The organism is Chloroherpetonaceae bacterium, assembly GCA_025056565.1.
Classification (GTDB): Bacteria; Bacteroidota; Chlorobiia; order Chlorobiales; family Thermochlorobacteraceae; genus Thermochlorobacter.
Genome location: JANWWA010000003.1, coordinates 53,463 through 68,237 on the forward strand (window position 1 = coordinate 53,463; position 14,775 = coordinate 68,237).

The window sequence follows — 14,775 nt, forward strand, 5'->3', positions numbered from 1 at the left end:
GAAAAAATCCCTATCTTTAAAGTTTCACAACTTAAACAATGCCCGAACTATGCTCGCTTATCAGCGCACCATTAAAAGAGAGGTCTCAATTTGGGGCTGGGGACTGCACACAGGGCAGGAGTGTATGATTACCTTCAAGCCTGCACCTGAAGATTATGGCTACCGCTTTGTGCGTGCCGATATGCCAGATTCACCAGAAATCCCAGCAGATATTGACCATGTGGTAGATATTCGGCGCGGCACGACCATCGCAGTCGGTGAAGCTAAGGTGCATACTACAGAGCACGTGCTTGCAGCACTGTACGGCTTGCAAATTGATAACTGCCGCATTGAGCTAACTGGTCCTGAGCCACCTGTCTTAGATGGCAGTAGCAAACCTTTTGTCGATGCGCTGCTTTCTGTTGGTTTCGAGCAGCAGTCTGCACCTAAAAATTACCTCATCATTGATGAAACGGTCGAATATGTCGATGAAGCGCGCGGCGTGCATATTGTAGGGCTACCCTTAGATGGCTTTCGCGCCACCATTATGATTGATTACAAAAACCCTGCGCTCGGCTCACAGCACACAGGTATTTTCGATATGGAAAAGGAGTTTGCGACCGAGTTTGCTGGAGCGCGCACCTTCTGCTTTCTGAGTGAAGTTGCCGAGCTGGCTAATCAAGGGCTAATCAAAGGCGCAGATATTGACAATGCAATTGTGATTGTCGACCGCCCCTTCTCACAAAGCGAACTGGATGACTTAGCCCGCAAGCTGTCCAGAAACAAAAACGGTGTGCATCTTGAAATCGGCGAAAATGGAATTCTCAACAACCGCCAACTGCGCTATCCCAATGAACCAGCACGACACAAGCTTTTAGACTTGCTGGGCGACTTAGCCTTAATTGGAATGCCAATTAAAGCGCAGATTTTGGCTGCACGTCCAGGACATGCTGCCAATGTGGAGTTTGTAAAGAAACTGCGCAAACTCATTGAGAAAAATAAACTCACACGCAAGTATCAGCATGAGCGGCGCGCGGGCATTGTCTTCGATGCAGCAGCAATTGCGCGCATTTTGCCACACCGCTATCCTTTTCTGCTCATAGACCGCATTCTGGAGTTCAAACTCGATGAAAAAATCGTAGCGGTGAAAAACGTAACCATCAACGAACCCTTCTTTCAGGGGCATTTTCCGGGTAACCCAATTATGCCCGGCGTGCTCATTTTGGAGGCGATGGCGCAATCAGGCGGCATTTTGCTACTTAACGGCAACGAGGGCTTTCAAGATAAAGATGTCTATTTTATGGGCATTGACAAAGCACGCTTCCGCAAACCCGTCACGCCCGGCGACACGCTCATTATTGAGTCTGTTGTAAAGAATCGTCGAAAAAGCGTCTGCCAATTTGTCTCGCAAGCTTTTGTGAGAGGTGAGCTGGTATGCGAGGCAGAATTAATGGCGACAGTTGTGCCCAGACAAAGAACCGAAAACGGCAAGTCTGTGCATCTCGAGAGTAAGTAACAGACTTTGCCACATGCGGCGTCTCAAAGGAAACTCTTATGCACTAAAGGCAGAAGCTATGCGAATCGGGAATCTTCAATTCACGCAGCCGATTGTCTTAGCACCGATGGAAGATGTAACCGATCCATCGTTTCGACGCTTGTGTAAGCGCTTTGGCGCCGACATTGTCTATACGGAATTCATCAGTTCTGAAGGCTTGGTGCGCGGCGCAGCTAAATCTATGCGCAAGCTCAAGGTTTTCGATGACGAGCGCCCGGTAGCTATTCAAATTTTCGGCAATCAGGTCGAGGCAATGGTAGAAGCAGCGCTGATTGCCGAAGCTGCAAATCCTGACTTCATTGACATTAATTATGGCTGTCCCACAAAGCAAGTGGCAGGGCGTGGGGCAGGTTCTGGACTGCTTTGCAATCCGAAGCTGATGGAAGAGATTACCTCAGCGGTGGTCAAAGCGGTCAAGCTCCCTGTGACAGCAAAAACCCGCATCGGTTGGGACGAAAATTCCATTTCCATTTTGGACACCGTCAAGCGCTTGGAGGGCTGTGGGATTCAAGCGCTCACCATTCACGGACGCACACGCGCGCAGATGTTCAAAGGAACGGCTAACTGGGAGTGGATTGCACGTGCCAAAGAAATTGCTACCATTCCCATCATTGGTAATGGCGACATCTGGCAAGCATCTGACGTCGTGCGACGCTTTGCAGAAACCAAAGTCGATGGCGTGATGATTGGTCGTGGCGCAATTGGCAACCCGTTTATCTTCCGAGAAGCCAAGCACCTTTTGCAAACAGGGCAGCCGCTGCCACCACCAACCCACCATGAGCGCATTCAAGTTGCAATGGAGCACCTTCGAATGTCGGTCGAGTGGAAAGGGGAAAAGTATGGGGTGCTGGAAATGCGTCGTCATTACTCGAGCTACCTGAGAGGGTTACCGAATGTGAGCAAAGTGCGCGACCGCATTGTGCGAGAAAATGACTGGCGTGTTGTACTGGAAATTTTGACTGAATACGAGCAAGAGTGCGACCGTCATCTGGCTGAAGGCACATTTGAGCGTTATGCTGAATTTCGTAACGACCACTCCAAGAAGTGGATGCCTGACCCAGACCCTAATTTTGCAGTAGTGGCTGAAATGTAGTTGCTTATTGTAGTGTGCGGAGTACAAAGCTGAAGTGTTTAGTCTGCTGGCTGGGCGTGTGTATAAGCGCGCTTTTTTCTACAGTGCCGCTTGCCGTGAGCCTGACAACTGACGCATTGCTCCAGCCTTCGGAGCGCCTTGCTCGACTCTCATCGCTCATTCGCTTTTACTGGCGCACCAATCTCGATAGCATTTTGCACTACGCCAGAGAGCTGGACTCATTAGGTATCGCCTTCGGCAACCTTAATGCGCAAGCCGATGCAGCAGACGCAATAAGCTATGCCCTTGAACGCCGTGCGGAATACGACACCGCACTTGTTCTGCGTAAGAAAGCGCTTTCACTCTACTTAGAGCTAAGTCGCCTTGATAGAGTGGCGTGGAGTTACCATAGCTTAGGTAACCTCTACGACTATTTAGGCCTGCCTGATGCCGCACTGTCGTTTCACTTCAAAGCGCTTAGGCTGCGTGACTCGCTAGGCCTGACAAAAGACTTGCTCTGGTCATACAACCGCATTGCCGACATTTATCTCAGTCAAGGCAAAGATGACCTTGCGCGGTCTTACCGTGAAAAAGCCCTCGAGCTTGCAAAAGCACTGAATGATCCATCAGCACTTTGTGCGACAATCGGTGCACTGGCAAAGCACGAAGTTCAAACTAACCCCAATCAAGCTGAGCAGTATGCGCGCCAATCTCTGGCACTGGCAGACTCTCTGGGCGATAAGTTCTATGCTGCGACCGCTATCAGTGTGTTAGGCGATGTGGAACTCTTTCGCAATCACCCAAAATCTGCGTTATCTCACTATCGCAAAGCGCTGATGCTGTTCGAAGAGTTTGGCGCAAAGCGGCTTGTAAGCAGAACACTAATCGATATTGGTAATGCCTATTTGAGGCTTGGTGCTTACGACAGTGCAGCGGCGGTCGCCGCCAAAGCACTTTCAACAGCGATGCTCTCTCACTCTCGCAATGAAGAAAAAGCGGCGTGGCTGCTTCTAACCGATATTGCCGTTGAGAGGCAAGACTACAAGCAGGCTGTAGCTTTTCAGATGCAGTATATTGTGCTGCGAGATTCAATTTTGTCGGAAGAGCGTGAGCGCAACATTGCCTTTTTGCAGGAAGAATTTGAAACACGCCGCAAGGAGCAACTGCTTCAGCATTTAGCCCGAGAAAAAGAACTTGAACAAAATCGGCGTAACTTACTGCTTGCAGCAACAGGGATTATCACAGCACTCGGCCTTGGCATCTTTGCACTGTTAGTCGCCCTCAATCGCCAAAAACAGATACGCTTGCAAGAAACAGAAGCCAGAGCCAAGGTGCTCGAGAAAATGAATGAGATTCAAGCTTCGCTCCGTGCAGAAGCGGAGATGGCGCAGCTGGATTTAGAGAAAGCAAACCGAGCGCTCTCAGAAGCCTTGCAGAAACTGGCGGAAAAGCACGCTGAAGCAGAGCAAGAGCGAGAGAAGGCAATTACCGCAAGCAACAAACTGGCTGAAGCCCTTGCAGCAATTGAGCGCCAGCGCGATGAACTGGCTGAACAGCGTCGCATTGCCGAAGAAGCTAGTGCATTCAAAAGTGAGCTTTTGGCGATTGCGGCACACGACCTTAAAAACCCGCTGCAGGTCATTCTTGGCTTTGCGCAGCTGCTCAAGGGCAAGTTGGAGAATCCAGAACTGGCTGCTCAAATTGAGTCGGCAGCGCGCAAAATGCTAGCACTCATTAAAGAGTTGCTGGAGAGTACTGCCGTAGAAGCTGGACAAATCCAGTTAGACTTGCAGCCAACAAACATTGGGGCACTAGTAAAACTATCTGTCTCGTTCAATGAACCTGCGGCGGCGCAAAAAAATCAAACCATTCACTTTGAGGCCGCGCCGAACTGTTTTGCAAATGTCGATGCGAGGCGTTTTACAGAAGTCATTGATAACCTTATCTCAAATGCAATCAAATACTCCCCGTCGGGGGCTAACATCTACATAAGCGTAGCTCGGCTTCCGCTGCAGCACAGTCATCGACGCCGCAAAGAGGACTGGCCATGTGCGCTTCCTGAAAATGATGTGATTGAAATTGCCGTGCGAGATGAAGGGCAGGGGCTATCTGAAGAGGATATGAGAAAAATTTTCCGTAGATTCCAGCGACTTTCAGCTCAACCTACTGGCGGAGAGACCTCAACAGGCTTGGGCTTGTCCATCGCCAAAAGAATCGTCGAGCTGCACAGTGGTCTCATCTGGGCAGAGTCGGCTGGGCTTGGCAAAGGTGCAACCTTCTATGTGGCTCTGCCCGCCATGATGCCAATTGCAACCGATTCACCTGAACAACTGCAAGTGCAAAATGACCAAACCACGTCTTTTGATTGTGGATGACGATGCGGCACAGCAGCTCTTCTACCTTTCGGCTCTGTCTGGCTACAACCTCGAGATTGATGTGTCTTCCGACGGCTGGCAAGCGCTGCGCAAAGTCTCTGGGACGCAGTATGACCTCATCTTTTTGGACATGGCAATGCCAAAGATGTCCGGCATTGACTTTCTGAGTGCGGTGTCTGATATGCCAAATGTCGTGCTGCCTTTGACGATTGTCATTAGCAGTCTGAGTCAGAAAGAAAAAATGATGGAAGCGCTCTCGCTGGGCGCAAGTGCTTATTTGCTCAAGCCAGTTGAAGTGGCGCAGCTCAAAAGCCTTGTTGAAGACTATCTGGGCGCGATTGCGCCAGCTTCGCCTGCTGCAGACGTAGGGACTTATTCAAGCAAGCGGCCACTGCCGCAAAACCAAACTGCCTTTACGGCAGAGAACACAGCAAAAACCAAGCAAAGTCAATTTGATTCGCTCACGAAGGCAATGGCGACGATGGTGTTTCAGAAAATCACTGCCACGCTGGTCGTGGAAACACAGCTGGGCACCGCAGAGTTAAATTACTACCGTGGAAAGTTGCGCCATGTAAAGTTTCTAAACCAAACTGGCATTGATGCGCTAGAGACGCTGCGCAAACTACCGCCGATTTCCATTACCTTAGCACCATAGCCACAAGTGTTCAAAGTCATTGATTATCAATCGCCGGATTTACTGCAGGCGTTTCTTTCACGCCGCCACAGCTTTGACGTTGAAGCCGAGCAGCGTGTTAGAGGCATTATAGATGCTGTCCAAACTGAAGGCGATGCGGCTGTGCGGCGCTTTACCAAGGAGTTTGATGGCGTGGACCTGAGACGCTTTCGAGTTTCACCGAAGGCGCTGCAAACTGCCTTGAAAGCAGTGCCAAAGTCGCTCTTTAAGATTTTGGAGCAAGCCGCAGAGAATATCACGCGCTTCCATGAGCATGAGCTTGAAAAGAGCTTCTTCTATGATGATGGCGATGGCGTCGTAATTGGTCAAAAGGTTACACCAATTGAGCGCGCAATGTGCTACGTGCCCGGCGGCAAGGCCGTCTATCCCTCTTCGGTCTTGATGAATGTCATACCAGCCAAAGTCGCAGGGGTGCGTGAGATTTTCATTACATCGCCCGTAGGGGCATCTGGGCAAATTCATCCACACATTGCCGCAGCAGCAGCAGTCGTCGGTGTCGACTGCCTCTACCAAATTGGTGGCGCGCAAGCTATTGCAGCCTTTGCATTTGGCACAGAGCAAGTGCCAAAAGTGGATAAAATCACAGGGCCGGGCAACAAGTATGTCGCAATTGCAAAGCGGCTGGTATTTGGTGTGGTCTCAATTGATTCCGTCGCAGGACCGTCCGAGATTGCCATTATCGCTGATGAAACTGCTAACCCGACTTATCTTGTGCTAGATCTTTTTTCACAGGCTGAGCATGATGAAGATGCCTCCGCCGTGCTAATTACGCCGTCACGCCCACTGGCAGACGCTGTGCAAAAAGAAGCGGCACGCTGGCTTCCTAAAATGGCGCGTAAGCATATCATTCAAGCGGCTATCCAGCGCCACTCCGCAATTATCTTGGTAAAAGATTTGGCTCAAGCCTGCGATGCAGCTAACCAGCTTGCCCCTGAGCATCTTGAGGTGCAAACAGCGCAGCCATGGGAGTTGCTGCCACATCTCAGGCATGCTGGAGCAATTTTTTTAGGCGAACACTCGAGCGAACCCGTTGGGGATTACTTTGCAGGTCCAAACCACACGCTGCCGACCAGCGGCACTGCACGCTTTTTCTCAGCGCTTTCTACACGCGACTTTCTCAAACGCACATCGATTATCCATTACACCAAAGCACGCCTGATGAAAACAGGCGAGAGCATTGCGGCATTTGCCGATGCCGAAGCGCTGCAGGCACATGCTGAAGCCATACGGATTCGATTGCGCCAATGAAGATTCTAACCCGATACATCTTAAAGCAGCACATCGCGCCGTTCATCTTTGCCTTCTCTACGGTGATTTTCGTCTTCACGGTGCAATTTCTGACACGCACGCTGGATAGATTGGTAGGAAAAGGGCTACCGATTGAGACCATTGTAGAGCTGGTGGTGCTGCAAATGGCGTGGATGGTGGTGCTGGCTGCGCCGATGGCGTCGCTGGTTGCAACCTTGATGACCTTTGGCAACCTGACAAGTTCGCTGGAGATGACCGCAATTCGGGCGGGTGGCATCTCACTGTGGCGTGTGCTGGTCCCCGTAATGGTCGCAGGGCTGGTGCTGACCTATCTGGCTGAACGATTTGGCAACATTATCCTACCAGAAGCCAATCACCGTGCAAAAGTCCTGATGATGGATATCTCGCGCCAGAAGCCAGCCTTCGCCTTGAAAGACAATGTCTTTTCTGATATGATTTATGGCTATGCGATTATGGCACGCAAAACCGTGGACACCACGTCCAAACTTTACGGCATAACAATCTACGATTACTCTCAGCCGAACGTAACGGCGCTGATTACAGCTGATTCAGCGGAAATGGAATTTAGCAGCGATGGCAATCATCTGCTTATGACGCTCTATCAAGGTGAGATGCATGAAATTGACCGTGACACACGCCTCAGTTACCGCAAGGTGAGTTTCTACCTCCATCGTGTGCTCTTTGACGCTACAGGCTACAGCTTTGAGCGCTCTGATGAAAGCAGCGTCTCGCGTGGAGACCGTGAGCTTTCTGCCAGCGATATGCTTGCAATCTGCGATAGCCTAACCTTACACATCAAGGCGGCTCAGCAAACTTTCCAGCAAAACTTATCGGAGTTTTTGCGAGAGCTTATTTTGCCGAGTGCGCTTTTTCGTGATAGCTTGCGGGCACAGTTAGATGTCTCACCAGAGCATTTAAGCCGAGATGTGGACTCGGTGCTGACTGACCTCGCGCAGCACACAACCACAAATTTCTCATTGGATTCACTGGGCTATCTGCGCCGCATTGCAGGTGAGCGACGCGAGGCAGCTGTAGATTACGCCATCACGATACTGCGCAACAATATGACAGTAACATCCTCGGCGCTCTACACGATTGATAACCAAGAACTTGCAATTAGTGCCTATATGGTAGAAGTGCACAAAAAGTATGCGCTGCCGTTTGCGTGCTTTTTCTTCGTGCTGGTCGGCGTGCCGTTGGGAGTATTGGCTAAGCGGGGAGGCTTTGGCGTGGGAGCTGGTCTTTCGTTGATATTTTTTTTGCTATATTGGATATTCCTCATCGGCGGAGAGAAGCTTGCGGATCGGCAACTTATTTCTCCTGCTGTCGCGATGTGGAGCGGCAATGTTGCGATTCTTCTGGTTGGTATCGTTCTGCTTATTCGCGCTTCTGGTGTAGAACTAACAGGCTGGCGACGCACAAAATCCCAAACAATGTGATTTTTCACACAGCCTGACGCATGGCACTTTTGAATAGTCAGGCAAAATCGTCTATATTTGCGTTCGGTGTTAAGTCAGGTTAGTGCCGAAAGCCAATAAAACCAATACTTTTTCACATCTCCGTTAATACAAACGCGCAAAAACAATGAGTTACAAAAAACTCCTCTCATACTTCCTTTGCTCGACGGTGCTCAGCGCTATTGTAGCTGGGTGTGCTGCATGCAGTTCTGCGCCGATTCCACCACCCAGACCTGTTATCAAACTTTTTGAAGCAAAGTATAACATCATCGAAGAAGGAAAATCCACCACTATTTCTTGGGCAGTGGAAGATGCGGATACTGTAGAAATTAGCGAAATTGGATTTGTTGAAGCCTCTGGCTCTAAGACACTTCAGCCGTCTAAGACCACAACCTATACCCTACGCGCTTCCAAAGAAGGAATGGTTACTGAAATGCCAATTAGCGTTACAGTAACGCCACCGCCACCTGCACCCACCGTAACGCTATCGGCAAGCCCTACCAAAATCAAAGCAGAAGAAAAAGCTGTGTTGTCTTGGAATGCTCAAAACGCAGAGTATGTCGAGCTTCGTGAAGGCAATACGCTAATCGGTCTCTTCCAGCCAAAAGGCACATATGAGGTAGTCGGCAAAACCAAAGGCACATTGAACTATACCATCACGGCTTTTGGGCGAGGTGGAAAAGGCAATGCAAATGCTTCCATAGAGGTAACTGACTTTACAGTCGGCGATAAAATCGCTATCTCAATCAACTTTCCAACTGGTAGTGCGGTCATTCCTCGCTCTGAACTGCCAAAGTTAGACGAAGTAATTAACCTCTTGAAGCAAAAGCCCAACTTAGTGGTAGAAATCTCAGGCCACACCGATAACACGGGTGGTGGCAAGCCACCAGTTAAAGGCAAGAAGGAATCTGACGCTGCGTTTGAGAAGCGTCTGAAGCAGTTTGAAGAACGTCGCAAGAAGCAGAATCAAGCGCTTTCGCTGCGCCGTGCAGCGGCAGTGCGCACCTACCTTATTCAGCAGAAAATTGCAGCGCGCCGTATGACCGTGCGTGGGGCAGGTGAATCAGAGCCTGTTGCCAGCAATGATACCGAGGAAGGGCGAGCACAAAACCGCCGCATTGAGCTACGCGCTATTGGTACCCTGCAGGATATTGAAAAGCAGCGTGAGCGTGCAAAGCAGGTGCGCAAGCAAAGGGGGCAATAAAGTTCCTTAGGAAGGTGTCAAAGGCAAGTCATGCACTGACTTGCCTTTTTTGTTTCAACTTAGTGTTGGCGCAAGATGAGCTTAATGGTTAGCGTGTCGGGCATTCGTGGCATTGTCGGCGAAAGCCTGACGCCAAGTCTCCTATTGGATTATACCCAAGCTTTTGCCGCATGGCTCTATGAGCAGAAAAGTAGCGGCAAACTGGATTTGCAAGTCGGAGTGCCGAAGGTCGTCATCGGGCGCGATACGCGCCCAACTGGGCAAGCAATCCTTGACTTTGTGCAAAGTGTGCTGGTGCAGTGTGGGTGCAATGTAATCAATTTGGGCGTGGCAACCACGCCGACAGTTGAAGTGGCAGTGATAGCAGAACACGCCGACGGAGGAATAATTATTTCTGCTTCACACAATCCGCTGGAGTGGAATGCGCTTAAGCTGCTGAACCGCTCAGGCGAGTTTCTGACACCCGCTGAAGGAGCGCGTGTGCAAGCGCTGGCAGCCAGTCAGCAGTGCGTAACGGCACGCTGGAATCAGTTTGGCATTGCCGTATCCAACGCTGGGTATAGTGACTTGCACATTCAAAAAACACTCTCACTGTCCATCATTGACACGAAAAAAATTGCTGCGCGCCGCTATAGGGTGCTGGTTGATGCGGTCAATGGCGCAGGCTCAAGCATTGTCCCAATGCTGTGTGAGCGATTAGGTGCAGCAGAGGTCATCAAAGTGGCTTGCAACGGCAGTGGCATCTTTCCACGACCACCTGAACCAATTGAAGAGAACCTAAAAGAGACACAAGCACTGGTAGCGTATCACCATGCAGATATTGGTATTGTGGTAGATCCCGATGTTGACCGAGTGTGTTTTATCTGCGAAGATGGGTCGCTGTTTGGAGAAGAATACACACTGGTGGCCTGCGCAGATTTTTATCTCCATCACAGAAAAGGACCAGTGGTGAATAATCTATCCAGCAGTTTGGCGCTGCGCAGCGTTGCAGCAAAGCACGGTGTAAAGTGTTACAGTGCGAAAGTCGGGGAGGCAAATGTAATTGAAGTAATGAAGCAGGTAGGGGCGGTTATTGGCGGAGAAGGCAACGGCGGGGTGATTTTGCCTGAGCTACACTACGGCCGCGATGCCTTAGTGGGCATTGCACTCTTTTTGCAAGCTTTCGCTGAATATCAAGCTGATTCGCCGTCTAAGAAACTCTCAGACTTCAAGCGCACCTTCCCAGAATATCATATCGTTAAGCACAAGCTTTCATTTCCAAGCGGTGCGGATATTCAGCAGGCGTTTGCCCATCTGATTTCAGCCTCCCCAAATGCAAGGGTGATTACAGATGATGGGCTAAAGCTGGAATTTGAGCACGCATGGGTGCATCTTAGGAAGTCTAACACCGAACCTATTGTGCGCATTTATGCAGAAGCACCGACCCGACTGGAAGCAGAAGCGCTCGCACAACGATATAGCGGAATGCTCCAAAGCCTTGTATCATAAAGGCCAAACAGACTACTTACGGTAGGGCTTGCCAATTTCTTTCGGTGGAGTGGATTTACCAATAAAGCCAACCAGTGCAGCCAGCGTGATGAGATAAGGCAGTGCTTGCACCAGTTGCGTCGGCAGCGTTTCACTCTGAAGGTTCAGTTGCAAGGCTTCAGTGGCAGCAAAGAAAAGGCTGGCAGCTGCAGCACCGAGCGGCGTCCAGCGTCCAATAATCATCGCAGCAATTGCAATGTAGCCACGCCCAGCGGTCATTCCATCTGTGAAGCTGTGTTGCTCAAAGGCAAGGTATGCGCCAGCCAGCGCAGCCAACGCGCCTGAAATCAACACACCGCTGTAACGCATTGCGCTAACTGAAATTCCCAGAGAGTCAACGGTTTCTGCGCTCTCGCCAGTAGCACGCAAGCGCAAGCCAAACGCAGTGTGGTAGAATACGAAGTGAGAAAGTATCACCAGTGCGACAGCAGCAATCACAATCGGATTGAGAAGCGGTGTGGGCACATCAATCCCTGCAATGCGCTCTGAATTGGAGGCGCTGCCGAAGAGCAATTTTAGCGAGAACTTGGTCACCCCTACGGCAAGAATGTTAATAGCAATGCCGCTGACGATTTGGTTTGCCTTGAGCGTAATAGTAATGAAGCCGTGCAGCGCTGCAACCAGTGCACCGACGCTGATTGCAAAAAGCACGCCCCATACAGCAGAACCAGCGTAGTATTGCCCAATCACTGCACCAAATGCACCGAATAACATTAGACCTTCTACCGCCAAGTTAATCACGCCACTCCGTTCCGAGTAGGTCGCTCCTAATGAAGCAAGTAAATACGGCATCGCAATCCGCAGAACTTGAAGGAGAAAGATAGACGCAAGTTCAAGCATCGTTTTTCGATTCTACAGGCAGGGTTAATCGCTATTGCTACTTGAACAGAATGGCCAGGCCTGCGCCCGTTATGCCGCAGATGAAATTCACAAGGTCGTTATCCATCCAGCGGTATCCGCGTTGCAGTTCATTTTCAATGATGGTGCCATCTTCTCGGCGGCTATGCGTGCGTTCCGTGATTTTCTGGCGAATGGGGTCGTAGTATTGCGCTTGCATGGTAGCGCCTAAAAGGCTATCAACGAGACTGGCAAACAGCCCAGACCCCCCAACCAATGCAAAGGAATAAATGAGGCCTAATTTTTCCATCTTCTCGAAGTTTGAAAGCCAAGCGCTGGCACAAATGACAATAGCGCCTAAAAGCCCTCCCATTGTGCCAAGAAAAGTAATGCCGCCCGATGTGCCCGCAGGAACAGGCTTGAAGGTTAGAATTGAGACAGGTTTAGGATTGCGCACCATCGTGCCAATTTCGGTAGCCCATGTATCGGCTTGCACAGCAGCGATAGTGCCAAGGTAGCCAATGTAAATCACTTCGCGTAGGGCTTCGTCGGTTACAAAGGAATACCAAATCATCAGCAGCCAGCCGACACCGCCATTGGCGAAAACTTGCGCCATATCGCGCTGAGAGCCTTTTTCAAAGATGAGGTCGTATTTTTTCTTTTGCGCCTTGCCAATTTTGGAGAGAATTGAGGAGAGCACAAAAAAGGTCATAATCGGCACAGTCCAGACCCAACCGCCCATACTAAAAATGTTAGACGCCAAAAGAAAGGTAGCCGTAGAACCGCTGGCAGTGAGGAATTTGAGGCTCAGTGAAGCACGTGCCACAAACCCTGAAATTGCAACGCCCAAAATGATATTTGGCACAATCTCAGGACCCTGAATTTCTATAATTGCTAGCGGGTAGGCGACAGCCAGCGGCACAAAGAGGTTATCTGCGCCACCTGAAAGTAAGGACTCAGTTGCCGTTGCAATAAGCGCAAGTGCAATTGCAAACCCTAACACGCTGCCACTGTCCAAGACTTGCAACTTCGGCACATTTGGCATAAAGAAAAGCAAACAAAGGTAAATCGTCGCAAAACTCACAATGAACATGGTCAGCGACCCTTCAAGGGACTTGACCGTTGCAAACTTATACTGGTGCGGGTTTTTGATATTCTCACCCACAATGGCTGCAGCAGAATCACCCAAGCCTAAAACCAGCATAGCGGTCTGCATCATCCAAACATTTTTTCCCCAGCAAAGCAGCGTGAGCAGTAGAAATGCAATTGGAAAATACACTGTGCCGTAATTGCGTGACAGGTCGCTGGCCGACGCTCTCTCTTCGCCGTGCAGCGACTGCAACCAGCCAAAGCGGACCGCTAGCAAGTTAAACGGAATGAAAGCAGCAGGAATCAGTGCAGGAAAAAAGTTGGACTGAAAAAAGTACGGCGAAAAAAACACGAAGATTGCAGTGCCGATATGCACGATTTTTCGCGTGACTTTGGCAGGAATATGAAGCAGTTTTTTGAGCAATTCGCACACTGCAATAAGACCGACGATGAGACCCAGCGCAGTCAAAAATGCTGGCACATCTTCGGTAAGCGGTGAGCCAAGCGTCATACTTCCAAGCGATGTTGAAATGTCGTGTTCAGATGGTTTTTGCAAAGTTACTCGAACTTCCTGTGCTCACCAATTTGCACATAAAGTCAGGTACACTGGCGTGCTCTTGCCGTCCATCCCAGTTGTGCGCCTGCACCCTTACTTCTGTGCAAAGCCAATCGTAACACAATTGAAGCGATTTTGTGTAACTTCCAGCTTTCACTGTAAAACAGAAGAAACCACTCTGCCAATACTAAACAGACTTGCAAGATGCCGCACGCTATTCGCAGTGATTTGCTTAGCTCAGTTTATTTATTTGGGGAAATTGGCTGGGTAGAAGCCTTAGGGGTGCTAAGCCTATTAGGTGCGCTGATGTGGCTGTGTTCTCACCGCTTGACGAAGCTATTGCAGGAGAAACGCTCGTTAGAGCAGCAGATTGCTGAACGCATCACCGAGCTGCAAAGGCAAGCGCAGCACTTGCAAGCAGAGAACCAAGAGCTTCGTGCCTGTCTTGAAATCGGACATCGCATTTTGAGTGCAAACCGATTTGAGGTGTGCGTAGCCATTCTGTATGAACATCTAAGAAAGCTGATGGATACGGACGCATTTGGCATCGGTATCTACAACAGTGAAAGAGAGGAAATTACATATCAAGACTTTATTGATATGGGGGTTCGACTGCCTGCTTTGACTGTCACAATGAGCGATAAAGACCGCCCAGCAGTCTGGTGCATTCGACACCGAAAAGATATTTTGATTGGCGATTTTGAAAAGGAGTATCGTGCCTACATTGAGCAGCTACCCAAACCGCGCGCAGCAGGGCAGCCTAAGTCGCTACTCTTTTCACCTATTCTGGTTGGTGAGCGCGTGATGGGCGTGCTAACGGTGCAAAGCTACAAGCCAAATGCTTACACGCCTCAGAATTTGGAGCAGCTTAAGCGACTCAACCTCTGTGCCGCCTTAGCTATTGAGCGATGCGGTCTCAAGCAAGAGCCATCACCGGCAGTGGCGGCACTACTTGGTCAAAGCAAAGAAGCGTAAGCGTCTGTGCGACCAGTTCTGCAGGATAAGCTGAAGTGAAAGTGCGCTGCGGCGTTATCACACTGTAGTATAGGCAGCGTTTGAAAACCCCTCTCTGTTGCCCACACAGAACACTGCAAATTTCTCGCAGCAGCAAAACTTCACAGAGCAGAAATGCAGCGCGAAGCTCAATGCAGTTTGCGTCGC

The 14,775-nt window shown here is 50.0% G+C and carries 11 protein-coding genes; 9 read left to right on the forward strand and 2 right to left on the reverse strand.

The window, feature by feature from the left end; all coding sequences use genetic code 11:
- The first annotated feature begins 49 nt into the window (after positions 1–49).
- The 8 genes from NZM05_03555 to glmM all read left to right on the forward strand — a co-directional run bounded on the left by NZM05_03555 (position 50) and on the right by glmM (position 11,093).
- Complete coding sequence (locus NZM05_03555) at positions 50–1,495, forward strand: bifunctional UDP-3-O-[3-hydroxymyristoyl] N-acetylglucosamine deacetylase/3-hydroxyacyl-ACP dehydratase (protein MCS7012696.1); 1,446 nt, start codon at positions 50–52, stop codon at positions 1,493–1,495.
- Positions 1,496–1,553: 58 nt separating this feature from the next.
- Positions 1,554–2,627: a tRNA dihydrouridine synthase DusB gene (gene dusB, locus NZM05_03560; protein ID MCS7012697.1), complete on the forward strand. Its 1,074-nt coding sequence runs from the start codon at positions 1,554–1,556 to the stop codon at positions 2,625–2,627.
- 83 nt (positions 2,628–2,710) lie between these two features.
- Positions 2,711–4,981: an ATP-binding protein gene (locus tag NZM05_03565; protein MCS7012698.1), complete on the forward strand. Its 2,271-nt coding sequence runs from the start codon at positions 2,711–2,713 to the stop codon at positions 4,979–4,981.
- Positions 4,950–5,636, forward strand: a complete 687-nt coding sequence (locus NZM05_03570) for a response regulator (GenBank protein ID MCS7012699.1) — start codon at positions 4,950–4,952, stop codon at positions 5,634–5,636. The genes NZM05_03565 and NZM05_03570 overlap by 32 nt, the downstream gene beginning before the upstream one ends.
- Positions 5,637–5,642: 6 nt before the next feature.
- Positions 5,643–6,923 carry a histidinol dehydrogenase gene (hisD, locus tag NZM05_03575; GenBank protein ID MCS7012700.1) on the forward strand — a complete coding sequence of 427 codons (1,281 nt, stop codon included), beginning with the start codon at positions 5,643–5,645 and terminating at the stop codon, positions 6,921–6,923.
- Positions 6,920–8,383: an LptF/LptG family permease gene (locus NZM05_03580; protein MCS7012701.1), complete on the forward strand. Its 1,464-nt coding sequence runs from the start codon at positions 6,920–6,922 to the stop codon at positions 8,381–8,383. The genes hisD and NZM05_03580 overlap by 4 nt, the downstream gene beginning before the upstream one ends.
- Positions 8,384–8,528: 145 nt before the next feature.
- Positions 8,529–9,605: an OmpA family protein gene (locus NZM05_03585; protein ID MCS7012702.1), complete on the forward strand. Its 1,077-nt coding sequence runs from the start codon at positions 8,529–8,531 to the stop codon at positions 9,603–9,605.
- A gap of 75 nt (positions 9,606–9,680) precedes the next feature.
- On the forward strand, positions 9,681–11,093 hold the full coding sequence (gene glmM, locus NZM05_03590) for a phosphoglucosamine mutase (GenBank protein MCS7012703.1): 1,413 nt from the start codon (positions 9,681–9,683) through the stop codon (positions 11,091–11,093).
- Positions 11,094–11,105: 12 nt separating this feature from the next.
- On the opposite strand, the gene NZM05_03595 is transcribed toward glmM, so the two are convergent.
- Positions 11,106–11,972 carry an ABC transporter permease gene (locus NZM05_03595; protein MCS7012704.1) on the reverse strand — a complete coding sequence of 289 codons (867 nt, stop codon included), beginning with the start codon at positions 11,970–11,972 and terminating at the stop codon, positions 11,106–11,108.
- Between the two features lie 37 nt (positions 11,973–12,009).
- Positions 12,010–13,614, reverse strand: a complete 1,605-nt coding sequence (locus NZM05_03600) for a DUF92 domain-containing protein (GenBank protein MCS7012705.1) — start codon at positions 13,612–13,614, stop codon at positions 12,010–12,012.
- A gap of 204 nt (positions 13,615–13,818) precedes the next feature.
- Here NZM05_03600 and NZM05_03605 point away from each other — a divergent pair, with 204 nt between their 5' ends.
- Positions 13,819–14,589: a GAF domain-containing protein gene (locus NZM05_03605; GenBank protein MCS7012706.1), complete on the forward strand. Its 771-nt coding sequence runs from the start codon at positions 13,819–13,821 to the stop codon at positions 14,587–14,589.
- Positions 14,590–14,775: the final 186 nt, after the last annotated feature.